This is a genomic window from Rhodoferax sp. (assembly GCF_030653815.1).
In the GTDB taxonomy this organism is placed as follows: Bacteria; Pseudomonadota; Gammaproteobacteria; order Burkholderiales; family Burkholderiaceae_C; genus Rhodoferax.
In genome coordinates, this window is record NZ_JAURYQ010000014.1 from 66,696 (window position 1) to 83,539 (window position 16,844).

Below are 16,844 nucleotides of genomic sequence, written 5' to 3' on the forward strand. Positions count from 1 at the left end.
CATGAAGATTCTTCTCGCCGTTGACGGCAGTTCGTACACCAAAAAGATGCTGGCCTACTTGGCTGCCCACGAGATGTTTTCGCCTAAAAATGAATACACCGCCTTCACCGCCCAGTTGATGCTGCCCAGCCAGGCGCGCGCCGCGCTGGGCAAGGAACTGGTCGCCAAATATTACGAGGACGAAGGCCAGCGCATCATGAATCCCGTGCACAAATTCCTCGAGCGTCAAGGTGTCAAGGCCAAGGGCGTCTGGAAAACCGGCAATGCGGGTGAGTTGATTGCCAAGCTGGCCGAGGCTGATAAATTTGATCTGGTGGTGATGGGCTCCCACGGACGGGGCGCCCTGGCCAATCTGGTGGTGGGTTCGGTGGCCACCAAGGTGCTGGCCAGCTGCACGGTGCCGGTGTTGATCGTGCGCTAAGGGCTTGCCCAAGGGCAAGCCGTGTATTTTTCCGACAGGTTTCGGATAGGGCCCGGGGCTCATTAAAACAATTCAAAAGGGAGTCACAATGGCAAAGGGCATGATTTTGGCTGCCGGGCAAGGCACTCGCGTGCGGCCCCTGACGCGCGATTTACCGAAACCCATGGTGCCCATTCTGGGCAAACCGGTGATGGAATACCTGATCGAGCACCTGGCGCGTCACGGTATCACCGAGATCATGGTCAACGTGGCCTGGCACCATCAAAAAATTGAAGAGTATTTTGGTGACGGCAGGCGCTGGGGTGTGCAGATTGGCTATGCCTACGAAGGCGTGCGCGACCATGGCGAGATCTTGCCGCGGCCGATGGGCTCGGCCGGTGGCATGCGGCGTATTCAGGACTTCAGCGGCTTTTTTGACGAGACCACGCTGGTGCTGTGCGGTGACGCCCTGATCGACCTCGACATCACCGCCGCCCTGGCCGAGCACCAGGCCAAAGGCGCCATGGCCAGTGTGGTGGCCATGGACGTGCCGCTGGTCGACGTGCAAAACTATGGCGTGGTGGTGGCGGGGGCTGACGGACGTATTGCCTCGTTCCAGGAAAAACCCAAGCCGGCGGAAGCCAAGTCGACGCTGGCAAGCACCGGCATTTATATTTTTGAGCCCGCCGTGATCGGCTTTATTCCGCCGGGTCAGGTGTATGACATTGGTTCCCAGCTGTTCCCGGATCTGGTCGCGCATGAGCTGCCGTTCTATGTGCAAAACCGGCCTTTTCACTGGCTCGACATCGGCCGGGTGGGAGACTACTGGTCGGTCTTGCAGCGGGTGCTGAGTGGCGAAGTGGCCGACATGACCATGCCCGGGCGTGAAATCAAACCGGGCATCTGGGTCGGGATCAATACCTCCATCCCCTGGCATCAGGTCAACATCGAGGGGCCGGTTTATATTGGTTCCAGCGTGCGCATCGAGCCCGGCGTGTCGATCGTGGGGCCGGCCTGGATCGGCCACGGCTGCCATTTGCGCACCGGCTGCAAGCTGGTGCGCAGCATTTTGTTTGAATACACCCGCATTGCCGCCGACATGCGCATCAACGAAATGATCGTGTCGCCCGACTACTGCGTCGACCGCCATGGCGACACGCTTTACCACGATGACGACGCCACCCAGTTGCGCTGGGGTGATGCGCGGGCCTAGGGGTTAAAGCCAGCGCAGCCAAGCCCACACCAAGCCCAGCGTTATCAGCGTGACTGGCACACCCACGCGGGCGTGCATGCGCCAGTTGATGGTCACTCCGCTTTTTTGCGCCAGATCCACCACGATCAGGTTGGCAATCGAGCCCACCAGCAGCAAATTGCCCGCCAGCGTGCTCACCAGCGCCAGCATGACACCCGCATCCGGGCCTTGCAGGTGCGGCAGCAGCAGCATCACGGCGGGCACGTTGGACACCAGGTTGGACAAACCGACCCCGGCCACAAACAGCACGCCGGGGTCGGCCAGCTGCACACCCTGCGCTGCCAGCCAGGCCACCGCCTGTGCTGCCAGACCCGTCGACTCAAACGCGTGGTTGACCACGAACAGGCCCGTGAACAGCACCAGCAGTTGCCAGTCGATGAAACCCATGACGTCGGACGAGTGCAAGCGCCGGCTCAATAACAACACCCCCGCACCGACCAATGCCGCGACTTCGCGTGGCCAGTCGGTAAACAAAAAAACCAGCAGCAGCGCGCCCGCAACCGCCAGGCCCTTGGCGGTTTGCCAGGCGTCAAACGGCGGTGCCTGCAGCGGGCCGTAACCGGAGGGCAGATCGACGGGCATGGCCGCTGACGGTTTGGCCGGCGCCGTGGACTCGGCATGGCCCGGACCCCACACCAGCCAGGCCCACAACACGCCCAGGCTCAATACCACTGGCGGCAGCGCCTGGCGCACATAAGCGCCAAAGGGCAATTGCAGCACCGAGCCAATCAGCATGTTTTGCGGGTTGCCGATCAGGGTCGCCGCCGAGCCGATGTTGGCGGCGCAGGCCAGCCCCAGCAAAAACGGCACCGGGTTCAGGCGCCGCTGCAGGCACAGTTGCGCCACCACCGGGGTCATGGCCAGGCAAATGATGTCGTTGGAAAACACCGCCGACAAGGCACCGGCCACAGCAATGAGGGCGCCCAGCAGCGCGTTGCGCCCCAGCGGCAGGGCCGCCACCTGGCGCGTGACGGCGGTGTAAAAACCGCCCAGGCGCATTTGCGCCGACACCACCATGAAGGCAAAGAGCAACAGCATGGTGGGCAAATCCACGGCGCTGGCCGCTTGCGTCGTGCTCATCGCGCCCAGGCCGATCACGCCAATGGCGCCCAGCAGCGCCACCCCCGAGCGGTCGAGCTTGAGGCGCGGCAGGCCGCCCAATATCATGCCGATATAAACGGTGACAAAAATTGCCACAATGCCCCAGTCGGTCAGGCTGTGTTCGGGTGTCATGGGGTGGGTTGGGCAGTCCGTAGAATTGCGCCCAACTTTAACCTTTTTATAAATGCACCATGACTTCAAAACACCTGCAACGTGGCGCCTTGAACGGCGCCACGGTCACCATGCTGATCGCTGCGCTGGTGCTGGGCGGCTTGCTCGTGTCGTCCGCCGTCTCGGGTTATGAGTTGCCTTTCTGGCCGGCGATGGCCGTGATCGCCGTCAACGTGGTCGCCGCCGGCCGCCTGGCCTGGACCGTGATTCAGGCAAAAAAGCAGCGGGACTCGGGCAAGCCGTAAGGCGGGGCCGCTAATGTGCCTGGCGCAAGGCCGTCTGAAACGCCTGCGTCACACGTGCTGGCTGCGGCGAAGTCCGCACAATGCTGAAAAAGCTGCAGTGGTAAGTGAACAGCTCGGGCTGCACTGCATGCATGCGACCCTGACGCACAAAAGACTCGGCGTAGTGGTCGGGTAAAAACCCCAAAAAACAACCGGACAGGATCAAATTCGCGATCGATTCCTGGTCGTAGCCAGTGGCGGCGCGGCTGAGTTTGACCTGCTGGGTCAGTTCCATGTTGGGCGAGTGGTAGCCCAGACCGGCAAAAGCGTAATCCTGCAGCGACTCCCAGTTGTGCGGCTGTTGCCTGGCATCCGGCGCAAACAAGGGGTGGCCCGCACTGGCATACAGGTACATGGTCTCGGTGAAGAGCTCGTCATAGGTCAGCACGGCCGAGCTGCGGTGGCCGGGGATGATGCCCACCTGGAACTGGCCGTCGAGCACGCCGCGCTCGATCGCGTTGAGTGGCGCCACATGCAGGTGCAGGCGCACGTCCGGGGCCAACTGCACAAAGCGCCGGATCGCGTCGCCGATATGGGCAGCTTGGTTGCTGGCGGTTTTGTCAAAGACGGCAATGTGCAGCTCGCCGCCCATGCGCTGGTGAATCTCGTCGACGCGGCTGCGAAAGGCATCGACCCCGGCCAACAGGCGCAGCGTCTCGGCATAGATCTGCTCACCCTCGGGGGTCAGGGCAAAGCCGGCGCGACCCCGGCGACACAAGCTCAGGCCCAGGCGCGTTTCCAGGTCTTTGACGTGACGACTCACGGTGGAAGTGCCAATGTTGAGTTCCAGCTCGGCTGCCGCCATGCCGCCGCAGTCCACCACGGTTTTGAAAACGCGCAGCAGGCGGATGTCCATGTCACTCAGTTGACCCAGGGCGGCGCGGGTTTTTACTTGCATAAATTGGCAACCAAGTTGTGATAGTGAAGCATTTATAAGAGTAACAGAGTCACGCAAAATCGGCAAATTGCTTTTTTGGAGTCCTTATGAACATGACCGATGCCCAAGTCCTGGCCCGCCCCCGTACCGATGCGGCCTGGCTCGATGCCCACTGGATGCCTTACACCGGCAACCGCGACTTCAAGGCCAACCCGCGCATGATGGCCTCGGCCAGTGGTTGTTATTACACCGACATCGACGGTCGCCAGATCTTTGACGGCCTGTCAGGCTTATGGACTTGTGGCCTGGGCCATGGCCGCCCTGAGATTGTCGAAGCGGCCAGCCGCCAGTTGGCCACACTCGACTACTCGCCGGCCTTCCAGTTCGGTCACCCGCTGTCGTTTGCGCTGGCCAACAAGCTGAAAGAGCTCACCCCGGCCGGCCTGGACTATGTGTTTTTCACCGGATCGGGGTCGGAGTCGGCCGACACCTCGCTCAAGATGGCGCGTGCCTACTGGCGCGCCAAAGGTCAGGCCAGCAAGAGCCTGCTGATTGGCCGCGAAAAGGGTTACCACGGCGTCAACTTCGGCGGTATCTCGGTGGGTGGCATCGGCGCCAACCGAAAGATGTTTGGCCAGGGCATTGCGGCCGACCATCTGCCGCACACCCAGCCACCCGCCGGTGTGTTCCACCGCGGCATGCCGCCGGCGGAAGGTCCGCATGGCGTGGTGCTGGCCGAGGACCTGCTCAAGCTGATTACGCTGCACGATGCGTCCAACATTGCTGCCGTCATCATCGAGCCGATGTCGGGTTCGGCCGGTGTGGTGGTGCCACCGGTGGGTTATCTGCAGCGCATCCGCGAGATTTGCACCGCCCACAACATCCTGCTGATTTTTGATGAAGTCATCACCGGCTTTGGCCGCATGGGTGCGAACACTGGGGCCGAGGCCTTTGGTGTCACACCCGACATCATGAACGTGGCCAAGCAGATCACCAACGGCGCGCAGCCGCTGGGCGCGGTGCTGGCCAGCAAGGACATTTACGACACCTTCATGGCGCAGGGCGGGCCCGATTACATGCTCGAATTTGCCCACGGCTACACCTACTCGGCGCACCCGGTGCCCTGTGCCGTGGGTCTGGCGGTGCTCGACATCCTGGAGCGCGAAAGCATGGTGGAGCGCGTCAAAGTCTTGAGCCCGTACTTTGAGAACGCGGTGCACAGCCTGCAGGGGGCCAAGCACGTGACCAGCATCCGCAACTATGGCCTGGCCGCCGGCTTCACCATTGACGCGTTGCCCGGAGAGCCAGCCAAACGCCCGTACCAGATTGCCATGGCCATGCTGGCCAAGGGCTTTTATGTGCGCTACGGTGGCGACACCATCCAGTTGGCACCGCCTTTCATTGCCACGCCCGCGCAGATTGACAGCCTGGTCAATGCCCTGGGTGAGTCGATCAACGCCACCGCCTGACAAAACCGTGGCCTGACGAGACAGCGACAATAGCCAAGCATCATTTTTCAAATAACAGAGACAAACCCATGCAAACCCTTCCCACCATTCAAGACCTTCCGCAAATCCACCACCTGATTGACGGCCAACTGGTCGCTGGCGGCACACGCCAGGCCGATGTCTTCAATCCCGCCACCGGCCAGGCTGAAAAGCGCGTGCTGCTGGCCGACAAGCTCACCGTGGAGCAAGCCATTGCCAGCGCGCACGCGGCCTACCCGGCCTGGCGCAACACGCCGCCGCTCAAGCGCGCCCGCGTCATGAGCAAGCTCAAGGTGCTGCTCGAAGAAAACGCCGACGCTATTTGCGCACTGGTGACCGCCGAGCATGGCAAGGTGCTGTCAGACTCCATGGGCGAGCTGCAGCGCGGCATTGAAAACGTCGAATACGCTTCTTATGCGCCCGAGCTGCTCAAGGGGGAGCACAGCAAGAATGTCGGCCCCAACATTGACAGTTGGAGCGAGTTCCAGGCGCTGGGCGTGACCGCCGGCATCACCCCGTTCAACTTCCCCGTCATGGTGCCGCTGTGGATGTGGCCGATGGCCGTGGCCTGCGGCAACACCTTCATTTTGAAACCGTCCGAACGCGACCCGTCCAGCACCTTGCTGGTGGCCGAACTGGCGCTGCAAGCCGGCCTGCCCCCGGGCGTGCTCAACGTGGTGCATGGCGACAAGGAGGCGGTCGACACGTTGCTCACCGACCCGCGCGTCAAGGCCGTGAGTTTTGTCGGCTCGACGCCGATTGCCCAATACATTTATTCCACCGGCTGTGCCCACGGTAAACGTGTGCAAGCGCTGGGTGGTGCCAAAAACCACGCCGTGGTGATGCCCGATGCCGACATTGCCAACGCGGTCAACGCCCTGATGGGCGCGGCCTATGGCTCTTGCGGCGAGCGTTGCATGGCGATTCCGCTGGTGGTGGCGGTGGGTGATGCGACCGCTGACGCGGTGGTGGCCGGCCTCAAGGTCGAGATCGCCAAGATGAAGGTCGGCCCCGGCACCAATGCCGCCTGCGACATGGGCCCGTTGGTGACCAAGGCGCACTTCGACAAGGTCAAGGGCTATGTCGATCAGGGTGTGAAGGAGGGCGCCACGCTGGTCGTCGATGGTCGCGGTATCAGTGTGCCCGGCCATGAGAATGGCTATTTCCTGGGCGCTTGTTTATTTGACAACGTCAAGCCCGGCATGGTCACCTACCAGGAAGAAATCTTCGGCCCGGTGCTGGGTGTGGTGCGCGTCAAGACGCTGCAGGAAGCGATGGAAATGATCGATGCCCACGAGTATGGCAACGGCACCTGCATCTTTACCCGCGACGGCGAGGCCGCCCGTTTCTTCAGTGACCACATCCAGGTCGGCATGGTCGGCATCAACGTGCCGTTGCCGGTGCCGGTGGCCTACCACTCGTTTGGCGGCTGGAAGCGTTCGCTGTTTGGCGACTTGCACGCCTACGGCCCGGATGCCGTGCGTTTTTATACCAAGCGCAAAACCATCACCCAGCGCTGGCCGAGTGCCGGCGTGCGCGAGGGCGCGGTGTTCAGTTTTCCGAGCAGCCGCTAAAGGACAGAGGATCAGCGCCTGTCCGACGTGGGCAGGCGCCACATCCAGAGCGCCACCAGCGCGCAGCAGGCGCCGGGAATCCAGCCGATGTTGGTGGGCATGAACCACCAGGCGATGAACGAGCTGATTGTCATGGTGCCCCAGGCGACCTGCTTGGCGCGCAGCGGCACGGCGCGCTGGCTGCGCCAATCCCGCACCATCGGGCCGAAGCGCGGGTGCGCCAGCAGCCACTGCTCGTAGCGCGCACTCCCAAGTGAAAAGCAATAGGCGGCCAGCAGCACAAAGGGGGTGGTGGGCAGCAGCGGCAGCACGATGCCAATCACGCCCAGGAGCAGGCACAGCGCGCCGCAAATCAGCCAGAACCAGCGCACCCAGCGAGGGCGTGACGGTGGTGGCAAAGCAGGTGGCAGGATGGGCGACAAAATTTGGTGTGGTTTGAACAAACAGATCGCCATTGTCAGGTGGTTTGACGCACACTTCGGGTTTTCCATTGCAAGGAGACGCGCATGCTGGTCGGACTACCCAAGGAAATCAAGAACCATGAATACCGCGTCGGCCTGACGCCGGCCAGCGTGCGCGAGCTGACCCAGCACGGCCACCGGGTGTTGGTGCAAACCGGGGCCGGCGCCGCCATCGGCTTGAGCGATGACCAGTATCTGGCTGCCGGCGCCACGCTGGCCCAGGATGCGGCGCAGGTTTATGCGGCAGCCGAGATGATCGTCAAGGTCAAGGAACCGCAAGCCCACGAGTGCGCCCTGCTGCGCCCGGGGCAAATCTTGTACACCTATCTGCACCTGGCGCCCGACCCGGAACAAACCGCCGCCCTGGTCAAGTCGGGTGCGGTGTGTATTGCTTACGAGACCATCACCGGCCCCGGTGGCGGTCTGCCGCTGCTGGCGCCCATGAGCGAGGTGGCGGGGCGCATGGCGGTGCAGGCCGGCGCCGCGCATCTGGAAAAGTCCAAGGGCGGCATGGGTGTGCTGCTGGGTGGCGTGCCCGGGGTGCCTGCCGCCCATGTGGTGATTCTGGGCGCCGGTGTGGTCGGCACCCATGCGCTGCAAATGGCGGTGGGCATGGGCGCCCGGGTGACGGTGCTCGACAAGAATGTGGACCGACTGCGCCAGCTGGACCTGATCTTTGGCAACCGCATCAGCACCCTCTATTCAAGCTCCCACAGTGTCGAAGAGGCGGTGCTGGACGCTGAACTGGTGGTCGGTGGTGTGCTGATTCCGGGTGCCGCCGCGCCCAAGCTGGTCACGCGCAGCATGATCTCAAACATGAAGCCAGGTGCCGTGGTGGTCGATGTGGCGATTGACCAGGGCGGTTGTTTCGAGACCTCGCACGCCACCACGCATGCCGAGCCCACCTTTGTGGTCGACGGTGTGGTGCATTACTGCGTGGCCAACATGCCCGGTGCGGTGGCGCGCACCAGCACCTTTGCCCTCAACAATGCCACCATCACCCATGCCGTGACGCTGGCGGACAAGGGCTGGCAGCAGGCGCTCAAGGACAACCCGCACCTGAAAAACGGCCTCAATGTGGCTCACGGACACGTCACGTATGAGGCGGTGGCGCGCGCTTTGGGTTACGCCTACGTGCCGGCGGATTCGCTGCTGGGCTGAGCCAGCCGAAGGGGCAGGCAGGGCAGGGGATAATGCGCGCCACATGGCACTTATCACACTCCTTGACGGACAACTGGCTTTCGGACACGTCCCGCTGCTGGATCACACCACTTTTTCACTCGAAACGCAGGAGCGCGTCGGTCTGATCGGGCGTAATGGCGCGGGCAAATCCTCGCTGCTCAAGATTCTGGGCGAGCTGGAAAAGCCCGACGACGGCACGCTGCAGGTGCAGGGCAACACCCGCATTTCGTATGTGGCGCAGGAGCCGCAACTCGATTCCGACGCCACTGTGTTCGAGGCCGTCAGCGCCGGCCTGGCCCGGGTGCGGGAACTGATTGACGAATATTCGCAGGGCCACGGCGACCTCGACGCGATGCAAAGCGAAATCGAATCGCTGGACGGCTGGAACTGGGAGCAGCGCGTGGGCGAGACCCTGCACCGGCTGCACCTGGACGCCGATGCGCGCATCAGCACGCTGTCCGGCGGCAACAAGAAGCGCGTGGCGCTGGCCCAGGCACTGGTGGCGGCGCCCGACGTGCTGCTGCTCGACGAGCCCACCAACCACCTGGACCTGGACAGCATCGAGTGGCTGGAAGGCCTGCTGTGTGACTTCAAGGGCAGCATCGTCACCGTGACGCACGACCGCTCGTTTCTGGACAATGTGGCGACCCGCATCGTCGAGCTCGACCGGGGCAAGCTGCTGAGCTACCCCGGCAACTTTGCCGCCTACCTGGTGCAAAAAGAAGAACAGATGGCCCAGGAGGCGGTGATCAACGCGCGCGCCGACAAACTGCTGGCGCAAGAAGAGGTGTGGATCCGCCGCGGCGTGGAAGCCCGGCGCACCAAGGCGCAGGGCCGTATCAACCAGCTCGCCGTGCTGCGCGCCAACCGCGAAGCGCGGCGCGAGGCGCTGGGCAGCGTCAAGCTCGACGTGGCCAGCGGTGCCGTCAGCGGCAAACTGGTGGCCGAACTCACCCATGTTTCCAAAAGCTTCGGTGATCGCAAAATTGTCGACGACTTCTCCACCGTCATCCTGCGCGGCGACAAGGTCGGGCTGCTCGGCCCCAATGGCGCCGGCAAGACCACCTTGCTCAAACTGATTCTGGGGGAACTCAAGGCCGACCCCGCGCCAGCCAACGCGCCCAGGCCGGGTCCTGGGGAGAGCGCCTGGGGCACGGTGCGCCAAGGCGCCAACATCACGGTGGCCTATTTCGACCAGATGCGCAACGCGCTCGACCTGGATGCCACGCTGGAAGACTTCATCAGCCCGGGCAGCGAGTGGATCGAGATTGGCAATCGGCGCCAGCACGTCAAGAGCTACCTTGGCGACTTTTTGTTCTCACCGGCGCGCGCCAATTCGCCGGTGCGTTCCCTGAGCGGTGGCGAGCGCAACCGCCTGCTGCTGGCGCGCCTGTTTGCCCGCCCCGCCAACGTGCTGGTGCTCGATGAGCCCACCAACGACCTTGACATCGACACGCTCGAACTGCTGGAAGAGCTGCTGCAAAATTTCGAAGGCACGGTGTTCCTGGTCAGCCACGACCGCACCTTTCTCGACAACGTGGTCACCAGCACCATTGCCTACGAGGGCGATGCACGGTGGCGCGAGTACGAGGGCGGCGTGACCGACTGGCTGACCCAGACCAAGCGCGCCAACGAGATTGCCAAGAGCAAGGGCCAAAAAGGCGCGCAGCCGTTTCACTATGAGCGCGAGTCGGCAGCCAAGGCGCAAGTGGCGGCATCAAGCAGCGCCGCTGCGCCCACCCCAGCGCCTGCCGCCAGTGCCACGCCCGCCAAAACCCGCAAGCTCAGCTTCAAGGAGCAGCGCGAGTTGGATGCCTTGCCCGAGCTGATTGCGGCGCTGGAGAACGAGCAAAAGGAAATTGCCGAATTGCTGGCCGATGGCAGCCTGTACGCCATTGACAATGCCCGCGCCCTGAAACTGGCCACCCGCAGCGCCCAGATTGACGAGGCGCTGATGACCGCGCTGGAGCGTTGGGAAATACTGGGTTCGCCGGCCTGACGCAATCGCCGGTCCGGTGTCCTGATATGGCCGTGTTACAGCTGCGCCAGCGGAATACTCCCGGCTCTTTCATCGGCTTTGAGTAGCGTGATCAGTTCGGCCAGGTCCTGATCCAGTCGTTGCAGGGTTTGCGGGCTCAACTCGTCGAGTGCAGCCGGTAATACGCCTTCAAGCGGACCCGGCACCTTGGCCAGCAGTGCCAGCGCCGCGGGCGTGGTGTAGAGGTGCACATGGCGTTTGTCGTGTTCGTCCTTGTCCATGCGGAGCAGCTCTTTTTGCTGCAGGGCACGCACCAGATTGCTGGCGGTGGACTGGTGCACATCCATGCATTTGGCCAAGTCACCCATGCCAATGCCTGGCTGATCACGGATCACGCTCAGCGCCCAGACCTGTGCGCCACCCAGTCCAACCTGTTTTTCAATTTGCTTGAAGTGGCTGCGTATGGCGTTGAAAACCACCCTAAAACGCCGTAACACCTGGCTGGATGGGATGGTTTGACTGTCTTGTGCATTTTTGCGCGGCATAGAAATTCTTGGGCTAAAGCGTTAACCCGGAATCATAGGGCCGAATGCGTCAGCGCGGCGCAAGTTTCAGTGGTCAGCTGCGCTCAGCAGTTCTTTTCGCACCATGCGCATCATCAGGTCGTCAAAAGTGTAGAAGCCGTTTTCGCACTGTTGCAGTTCTGCCAGGGCAAAGGCGGCCCCCGTGCCAAAGGCGCGGCGCTCGATCGAGTTGTGAATCAGCCGCACGGTCTGGTACGGGAAACCAAAGATCACCTCATGGTGCCCGACGATGCCGCCGAGCCGCAGCGAGGTGATGCGGTCCTCGTCGACATCGATGCTCTGGGCAATTTTGCGCGCCGTGCCGGAGACCTCGGGTTTTTCCCGGAAGTGTTGTTCGACAATTTCGACGTCGGCAAAGGGCGCGATCTTGCGCAACAGCCGCGCCGCCATGATCAAAAAGTTGATGCCCACGGTGATGTTGGGCGAGCACAGCACGCGTGCATCTTTGGCCAGGGACTGCGCGTAGTCGAGGTCGGCGGCGCTGTAGGCCGAGATCGCGCTGACCAGCATGAGTCCCCTTTGGCGCAACGGTTCACCGTAGAGGTGCAGGCTCTCGGGCTGCGAAAAGTCCACCAGTGCGTCGACCGGGTGGGCGTCCAGCCAGTGCCCCCAATCCTCAGTCGAGGCCAGGGCGGCCATGGGCACGTCCGGGGTCGGCGCGGCTTTGGCGGGATCGGCAGCAGAGCGGCGTGCAATCCAGCACAATTCATAACGCGGGTCGTCTTGCAGCACCTGCGCCACCGCCTGTCCCGCCTTACCGTAACCTATCAAACCGACTTTGACCATGTCGCTCCTCCTTGTTGCTGACTGTGGCACCTGTCCAACACGGTGACCTTCTCGCGGACATTATCCTTAAATACGTTTGTCTCAATGTTCTTTGCCCCCACAATCTGTCCTGACATGTTTGTGCCCGAGGCCTGCGACCCACCCCATGAAGCCGATGAATTCTGACGTCAACAGCGATGAAATCCTGAATGCCATCCACAAGGAGGTGATCGACTGGCGCGCCTGGACCGGGCGTGTGCTGGTGATGGTCTTTGCCGCTTTGGCTGGACTGACGGTGGTGGCGTTCACCTGGATGACCGAGCTGGCTTTTGGTGCGTTCGAACAGGTGCAGCAGCTTTACTGGTGGTCGCCGCTGCTGTGGACACCGGTGTGCACTGCGGCCATTGTCTGGGTCATGCGCCGTTATGCCATGGGCAGCGCGGGCTCGGGCATTCCGCAGGTGATGGCTGCTTTGGACGGCAGTGTGGCGCCGGCCAACCGAGGCTTGTTTGTCTCGCTCAAGCTCACTTTCGCCAAAATGGCGCTCGCCACCTGGGGTTTGCTGGCCGGCTTGTCGTTGGGGCGCGAAGGGCCTTCAGTGCAGATTGCGGCTGGCGTCATGCACCACGCGCGGCGCTGGTTGCCTGACAAGTCGCAGGTGTCCGAACACGGCCTGATGATGGCCGGCGGCGCGGCTGGCATAGCGGCGGCTTTCAACACGCCGCTGGGGGGTGTCATGTTTGCCATTGAAGAGCTGTCGCGCAAGCCCGAGCAGCGCTCCAGTGGTCTGCTGCTGGCGGCCATCGTGCTGAGCGGCCTGATGGCGGTGTCGGTCTACGGCAACGCCACTTACTTTGGGGTCATCCGGGTGGACAACCTGAGCATGGCGCTGCTGCTGCCTGGCCTGGCCGTGGCTGTGCTTTGCGGCCTGGCAGGTGGCCTGTTTGCCCGTGTCTTGCTGGTGTCGATCCGGGGTGATTCAGGCGACCGTTTCAGTCGCTGGCGCCAACGCAGCCCGGTGGCCTTTGCCGCGGGCTGCGGCCTCGCCATTGCCGTCATTGGCCTGGTCAGCCACGGCAACACCTTTGGCACCGGCTATGCCCACAGCCGTGCCATGCTGGAAGGCAACGATGACACCTCGCCGCTGTATGTGCTGCTGAAGTTCATGGCGACCTGGATCACGGCCTGGTCCGGCGTGCCCGGTGGCATTTTTGCGCCGGCGCTGTCGATTGGCGGCGCCCTGGGCAACGACGTGGCGCAGTTCATTGGTTATGCCAATGCCCCCACCCTGATCGCACTCGGCATGGTGGGTTTTCTGGCGGCCGTCACGCAAGCGCCGCTGACCTCATTCATCATCGTCATGGAAATGGTGGCCGGCCACCAACTGGTGCTGAGCCTGATGGCCACGGCGGTGGTGGCCAGCGGGATCTCGCGTCTGCTGTCCGTGCCCTTGTACAGCGCGCTGGCGCAGCTGCAATTACAGCGCCTGCCAAAAACCACGGGCGCATAAAAAAAAGGAGCCCCGGAGGGCTCCAACTCGCTTGCTGTCCAGATCGCAGAATATTGAACAGCCATTCCATTGTATTTGACCAAATGCATCGCTGATTCAGTGAATACCCTTAGCGTGGACGGTCGCATTGAAAAGACGCCTGGCGCACGGTATTTTTCCTCGCATTGTCCTGAGGCGTGCAGCGTGGATGCGTTATCGGTTAAATTGCGGGGGATGTTTTTGAAATCCCAGGGCCTGAGCGCCCGCCCCCCCCTTTTTTCCAGCACCGAATTTCGCACCGCCCTGGGCATGTTTGCCACCGGCGTCACCATTGTCACGGCGCGCGCACCCGACGGCCATCTGGTGGGGCTGACCGCCAACTCCTTCAACTCGGTGTCGCTGGCACCGCCGCTGGTGCTGTGGAGCCTGTCGCAGGCAGCCAGCTCGATGGAGGCGTTTCGCAAAGGTTCGCATTACGCCATCAACATCCTGGCGGCCGACCAGCAGGCGCTGGCACTGCGTTTCGCCACGCGGGGAACAGATCGATTTGCCGATGTGGAATTTGTCGAGGGCGCCTGCGGTGCGCCCTTGTTGGCCGGTGCCGTGGCCACCTTTGAATGCTTCAACCGCAGCCGCTACACCGAGGGTGATCATGTGATTTTTGTTGGCGAGGTCGAGCACTGCGCACACCGCACCGGCGTCTCACCCTTGCTTTACCACGGGGGCAAATTTTTTACCGAACACCCCTTGTGAATCGGAGTTCAACCATGACAGAACCCGCTGCGGAACGTATTTTGATCGCCTATGCCACCACCGATGGCCACACCCGACACATTTGTGAGCGGCTCAAACGGGTCATGGAAGGTCTGGGGCGGCAGGTCACCGTGGTTTTGCTGTCAAAGGCCGGTGCGCTGAATGTGCGCGACTTCGACCGCGTGGTGATCGGTGCCAGCATCCGGTATGGTCACCACCAGTCCGTCGTGGCCGAGTTCATTGGCCGGCATCAGGCGCTGTTGGAGAGCCGGCCCAGCGCCTTCTTTTCGGTCAACATTGTGGCGCGCAAGCCCAACAAGAACACACCCGAGACCAATCCGTATTGCCGCAAGTTTCTCAAAAGTATCGCCTGGCAGCCGCGCTTGACGGCGGTGTTTGCCGGCAAACTGGACTACCCCAGTTATGGTTTCTTTGATCGCCAGATGATCCGCCTCATCATGCTGATCACCAAAGGCCCGACCAACCCCAAGGCAGTGGTGGAGTTCACCGACTGGGCTCAGGTGGAGGCCTTTGGCCGCAAGGTCTGCGCGCTTACTGCTTGACCGCTTCGACCTGGATCAACAGGCGCACTTGCTTCGGGAAACCCCAGTCAATGCCGTAGTTCACGCCAAACTGGGTGCGGTCGATGGTGGTCTCGAAGTCGCCACCGCACACTTCGCGCTTGAGCATCGGGTTGTCATAGCAGTTGAAGTTGGTGGCGGTGAGCGTGACCGGCTGGGTCTTGCCAAGCAGGGTCAGGTTGCCGGTCACGTCAGCCAGCTTGTCGCCGTTGAAGTTGAATTGGGTCGAGACAAAGCGGATCTTGGGGTGCTTGGCGGCGTTCAGCAGATCAGCGCCTTGCAGGTGCTCGTTGAAGGCGCCAAAGCCGGTGTTGACCGAGTTGGTGTCAAACGCGATCTCGACTTTGCCGGTCTTGCCGACGCGGTCAAATTCCACCTTGCCTTCTTTTTTGTCAAAACGGCCGCGGTTGGTCGAGGTGCCAAAGTGGCCAATCTCAAACGTCACGTAGGTGTGGGCCGGGTCGATGGCGTAGTTGGCCGCCTGGGCTTGCGAGCCCAAGGCGAGCAGGGACAGGGCAGCAGCAGAGAGGAGGGATAAACGCATGGAAAACTCCAAAGGACAGTTAAGGGAAAGGTTGAGGGAAAAATGAAGTGGGTGGCTTACAGCTTGCCCACGCCGCTGAGTGCGAGCTTGAACCTGACCTGAACGTCGTCGGCCACCATCGAGGTGTCGGCCCAGTCGCCTTCGCCGATCCTGAAAGCCAGCCGTTTGATGGGCAGCACGCCGCTGACTGTGGTGGCGGCACCGGCTTGGGTCATGGTCAGCGGTACCGTCACGTCCTGGCTTTGGCCCTTGATGGCGAGCTTGCCGGACACTTCGTATTTGCCGCCGCCCAGGGACTTGAAAGCCGAGGAGGTGAACTGGGCTTGCGGGAATTTGGCGGTGTTGAACCAGGTCGGCTTGGGCAACTCGGCATCCATTTCAGGTGCGCCCAGTGTGGTGCTGGCAATGTCCACGGTGAAATGCACCTTGCTGGCGGCCAGTTTGGCGGCATCAAAGTTGATCTGGGCGTCAAACTTTTTGAAGTGCCCCTGCACCGGAACCCCCATTTGTCTGATCTCGAAGCTGATGCTGCTTTGCGCCGGCAGCAGCTTTTGCTGGGCCGCAGCGGGCAGGGCGACAGTGCCCAGGGTGGCCACCAGCAAGGCGGGCATGAAATGACGAACGTTCATGTGAGTAACTCCAAAAAAAAGGTTCTGTAGCCCGGTTGCCATCCGGGGATCTTCGTGGTGGCACCCGCTTACCGGCCGCCCGGGAGCATCCGCTCGAGCAGCCCGTCCCGGTCGACCCATTGGTGTTTGATGGCCGCAGCAATGTGCAGACCCGCCAGCGCCATCAGCGCGAGCGCCAAATATTTGTGCAGCGGCTTGATCAGCTCGGCCAACTCCTTGTTGACCGGCAGCAAATCGGGCAGCGGGAGCTGGCCGAACCAGACAATCGGGAAACCCGCGGCCGAGCTGTAGGCCCAACCGACCAGTGGCACGGCAAAGAACAGCAGGTACATCAGGTGGTGCGTGGCGTGGTAGGCGCGGTGTTGCCAGCCCGGCATGGTCCGGGTCACTGCGACGGGCAGCGCCAGCGGGCGATGTGTCAGGCGCCAGACCAGGCGCAACAACGTGAGTGCCAAAAATGTCACGCCGGCCCATTTATGCCAGTTGTAGAGCTTCAGGCGCTGCGGTGAAAAAGGCAGGTCGGTCATGTAGAGGCCGACCGCAAACATGGCCAGGATCACCAGCGCCAGCAACCAGTGCAAGACGATGGCCACCGTGCTGTAGCGCCTTGGCTGTGCGGCGTGGTCGGGCAGGGCTGTGGTCAAAATGCTTCTCCGGAAATGGGGTGGTCAGGGTGTTCCCTGATGTGTGGGATAAAGTTTAGGAGTCGGACTATCCAAATGGATTCAATTT

Annotated in this window: 18 protein-coding genes; 10 read left to right on the forward strand and 8 right to left on the reverse strand. The window is 62.2% G+C overall.

What is annotated here, in order from left to right:
• Window position 1: 1 nt before the first annotated feature.
• Both Q7U49_RS04405 and Q7U49_RS04410 read left to right on the forward strand, forming a co-directional pair.
• Window positions 2–421, forward strand: a complete 420-nt coding sequence (locus Q7U49_RS04405; protein ID WP_304762545.1) for a universal stress protein — start codon at window positions 2–4, stop codon at window positions 419–421.
• An 88-nt stretch (window positions 422–509) separates the two neighbouring features.
• The gene (locus Q7U49_RS04410; RefSeq protein WP_304762546.1) at window positions 510–1,613 is read left to right on the forward strand and encodes an NDP-sugar synthase; all 1,104 of its coding nucleotides are present in this window, start codon (window positions 510–512) and stop codon (window positions 1,611–1,613) included.
• Between the two features lie 3 nt (window positions 1,614–1,616).
• Here Q7U49_RS04410 and Q7U49_RS04415 read toward each other — a convergent pair whose 3' ends face one another.
• A complete protein-coding gene (locus tag Q7U49_RS04415; RefSeq protein WP_304762547.1) occupies window positions 1,617–2,885 on the reverse strand; it encodes an anion transporter in 1,269 nt (422 codons plus the stop codon).
• 59 nt (window positions 2,886–2,944) lie between these two features.
• Here Q7U49_RS04415 and Q7U49_RS04420 point away from each other — a divergent pair, with 59 nt between their 5' ends.
• Window positions 2,945–3,169, forward strand: coding sequence for a hypothetical protein (locus Q7U49_RS04420; RefSeq protein WP_304762548.1), 225 nt, complete (start codon window positions 2,945–2,947; stop codon window positions 3,167–3,169).
• A gap of 10 nt (window positions 3,170–3,179) precedes the next feature.
• On the opposite strand, the gene Q7U49_RS04425 is transcribed toward Q7U49_RS04420, so the two are convergent.
• Entirely contained in the window at window positions 3,180–4,106 is a 927-nt protein-coding gene (locus Q7U49_RS04425) for a LysR family transcriptional regulator (protein WP_304762550.1), read from the reverse strand.
• An 86-nt stretch (window positions 4,107–4,192) separates the two neighbouring features.
• Between Q7U49_RS04425 and Q7U49_RS04430 the strand changes: the two genes are divergently transcribed.
• A complete protein-coding gene (locus tag Q7U49_RS04430; RefSeq protein ID WP_304762551.1) occupies window positions 4,193–5,554 on the forward strand; it encodes an aspartate aminotransferase family protein in 1,362 nt (453 codons plus the stop codon).
• A gap of 68 nt (window positions 5,555–5,622) precedes the next feature.
• The gene (locus Q7U49_RS04435) at window positions 5,623–7,146 is read left to right on the forward strand and encodes a CoA-acylating methylmalonate-semialdehyde dehydrogenase (protein WP_304762552.1); all 1,524 of its coding nucleotides are present in this window, start codon (window positions 5,623–5,625) and stop codon (window positions 7,144–7,146) included.
• An 11-nt stretch (window positions 7,147–7,157) separates the two neighbouring features.
• Here the strand turns inward: Q7U49_RS04435 and Q7U49_RS04440 are convergent, their stop codons facing one another.
• Complete coding sequence (locus Q7U49_RS04440) at window positions 7,158–7,589, reverse strand: YbaN family protein (RefSeq protein ID WP_304762554.1); 432 nt, start codon at window positions 7,587–7,589, stop codon at window positions 7,158–7,160.
• A gap of 63 nt (window positions 7,590–7,652) precedes the next feature.
• Between Q7U49_RS04440 and ald the strand changes: the two genes are divergently transcribed.
• On the forward strand, window positions 7,653–8,768 hold the full coding sequence (gene ald, locus Q7U49_RS04445; RefSeq protein ID WP_304762555.1) for an alanine dehydrogenase: 1,116 nt from the start codon (window positions 7,653–7,655) through the stop codon (window positions 8,766–8,768).
• Window positions 8,769–8,811: 43 nt separating this feature from the next.
• Window positions 8,812–10,788 carry an ATP-binding cassette domain-containing protein gene (locus tag Q7U49_RS04450; RefSeq protein ID WP_304762556.1) on the forward strand — a complete coding sequence of 659 codons (1,977 nt, stop codon included), beginning with the start codon at window positions 8,812–8,814 and terminating at the stop codon, window positions 10,786–10,788.
• A 35-nt stretch (window positions 10,789–10,823) separates the two neighbouring features.
• Here Q7U49_RS04450 and Q7U49_RS04455 read toward each other — a convergent pair whose 3' ends face one another.
• Window positions 10,824–11,312: a MarR family winged helix-turn-helix transcriptional regulator gene (locus Q7U49_RS04455; RefSeq protein ID WP_304762557.1), complete on the reverse strand. Its 489-nt coding sequence runs from the start codon at window positions 11,310–11,312 to the stop codon at window positions 10,824–10,826.
• Window positions 11,313–11,378: 66 nt separating this feature from the next.
• Window positions 11,379–12,137: a 4-hydroxy-tetrahydrodipicolinate reductase gene (locus Q7U49_RS04460; RefSeq protein WP_304762558.1), complete on the reverse strand. Its 759-nt coding sequence runs from the start codon at window positions 12,135–12,137 to the stop codon at window positions 11,379–11,381.
• Between the two features lie 154 nt (window positions 12,138–12,291).
• Between Q7U49_RS04460 and Q7U49_RS04465 the strand changes: the two genes are divergently transcribed.
• From Q7U49_RS04465 to hemG, 3 genes are all read left to right on the forward strand, one after another.
• Entirely contained in the window at window positions 12,292–13,626 is a 1,335-nt protein-coding gene (locus Q7U49_RS04465; RefSeq protein ID WP_304762560.1) for a chloride channel protein, read from the forward strand.
• Between the two features lie 213 nt (window positions 13,627–13,839).
• Window positions 13,840–14,358, forward strand: a complete 519-nt coding sequence (locus tag Q7U49_RS04470; RefSeq protein ID WP_304762561.1) for a flavin reductase family protein — start codon at window positions 13,840–13,842, stop codon at window positions 14,356–14,358.
• A gap of 14 nt (window positions 14,359–14,372) precedes the next feature.
• Complete coding sequence (hemG, locus tag Q7U49_RS04475) at window positions 14,373–14,921, forward strand: menaquinone-dependent protoporphyrinogen IX dehydrogenase (RefSeq protein ID WP_304762562.1); 549 nt, start codon at window positions 14,373–14,375, stop codon at window positions 14,919–14,921.
• On the opposite strand, the gene Q7U49_RS04480 is transcribed toward hemG, so the two are convergent.
• From Q7U49_RS04480 to Q7U49_RS04490, 3 genes are all read right to left on the reverse strand, one after another.
• Entirely contained in the window at window positions 14,911–15,483 is a 573-nt protein-coding gene (locus Q7U49_RS04480) for a YceI family protein (RefSeq protein ID WP_304762564.1), read from the reverse strand. The two genes, hemG and Q7U49_RS04480, sit on opposite strands and share 11 nt — an antisense overlap.
• A 56-nt stretch (window positions 15,484–15,539) precedes the next feature.
• Window positions 15,540–16,112: a YceI family protein gene (locus tag Q7U49_RS04485; RefSeq protein ID WP_370653959.1), complete on the reverse strand. Its 573-nt coding sequence runs from the start codon at window positions 16,110–16,112 to the stop codon at window positions 15,540–15,542.
• A 68-nt stretch (window positions 16,113–16,180) separates the two neighbouring features.
• A complete protein-coding gene (locus tag Q7U49_RS04490) occupies window positions 16,181–16,756 on the reverse strand; it encodes a cytochrome b (RefSeq protein ID WP_304762565.1) in 576 nt (191 codons plus the stop codon).
• Window positions 16,757–16,844 lie beyond the last annotated feature (88 nt).

Excerpts from the sequence above, each read along its gene's own strand:
- Q7U49_RS04405 (WP_304762545.1), top strand. The coding sequence starts at position 2 with ATGAAGATTCTTCTCGCCGTTGACGGCAGTTCGTACACCAAAAAGATG.
- Q7U49_RS04410 (WP_304762546.1), top strand. The coding sequence starts at position 510 with ATGGCAAAGGGCATGATTTTGGCTGCCGGGCAAGGCACTCGCGTGCGG.
- Q7U49_RS04415 (WP_304762547.1), bottom strand. The coding sequence starts at position 2,885 with ATGACACCCGAACACAGCCTGACCGACTGGGGCATTGTGGCAATTTTT.
- Q7U49_RS04420 (WP_304762548.1), top strand. The coding sequence starts at position 2,945 with ATGACTTCAAAACACCTGCAACGTGGCGCCTTGAACGGCGCCACGGTC.
- Q7U49_RS04425 (WP_304762550.1), bottom strand. The coding sequence starts at position 4,106 with ATGCAAGTAAAAACCCGCGCCGCCCTGGGTCAACTGAGTGACATGGAC.
- Q7U49_RS04430 (WP_304762551.1), top strand. The coding sequence starts at position 4,193 with ATGAACATGACCGATGCCCAAGTCCTGGCCCGCCCCCGTACCGATGCG.
- Q7U49_RS04435 (WP_304762552.1), top strand. The coding sequence starts at position 5,623 with ATGCAAACCCTTCCCACCATTCAAGACCTTCCGCAAATCCACCACCTG.
- ald (WP_304762555.1), top strand. The coding sequence starts at position 7,653 with ATGCTGGTCGGACTACCCAAGGAAATCAAGAACCATGAATACCGCGTC.
- Q7U49_RS04450 (WP_304762556.1), top strand. The coding sequence starts at position 8,812 with ATGGCACTTATCACACTCCTTGACGGACAACTGGCTTTCGGACACGTC.
- Q7U49_RS04455 (WP_304762557.1), bottom strand. The coding sequence starts at position 11,312 with ATGCCGCGCAAAAATGCACAAGACAGTCAAACCATCCCATCCAGCCAG.
- Q7U49_RS04460 (WP_304762558.1), bottom strand. The coding sequence starts at position 12,137 with ATGGTCAAAGTCGGTTTGATAGGTTACGGTAAGGCGGGACAGGCGGTG.
- Q7U49_RS04465 (WP_304762560.1), top strand. The coding sequence starts at position 12,292 with ATGAATTCTGACGTCAACAGCGATGAAATCCTGAATGCCATCCACAAG.
- Q7U49_RS04470 (WP_304762561.1), top strand. The coding sequence starts at position 13,840 with ATGTTTTTGAAATCCCAGGGCCTGAGCGCCCGCCCCCCCCTTTTTTCC.
- hemG (WP_304762562.1), top strand. The coding sequence starts at position 14,373 with ATGACAGAACCCGCTGCGGAACGTATTTTGATCGCCTATGCCACCACC.
- Q7U49_RS04480 (WP_304762564.1), bottom strand. The coding sequence starts at position 15,483 with ATGCGTTTATCCCTCCTCTCTGCTGCTGCCCTGTCCCTGCTCGCCTTG.
- Q7U49_RS04485 (WP_370653959.1), bottom strand. The coding sequence starts at position 16,112 with ATGAACGTTCGTCATTTCATGCCCGCCTTGCTGGTGGCCACCCTGGGC.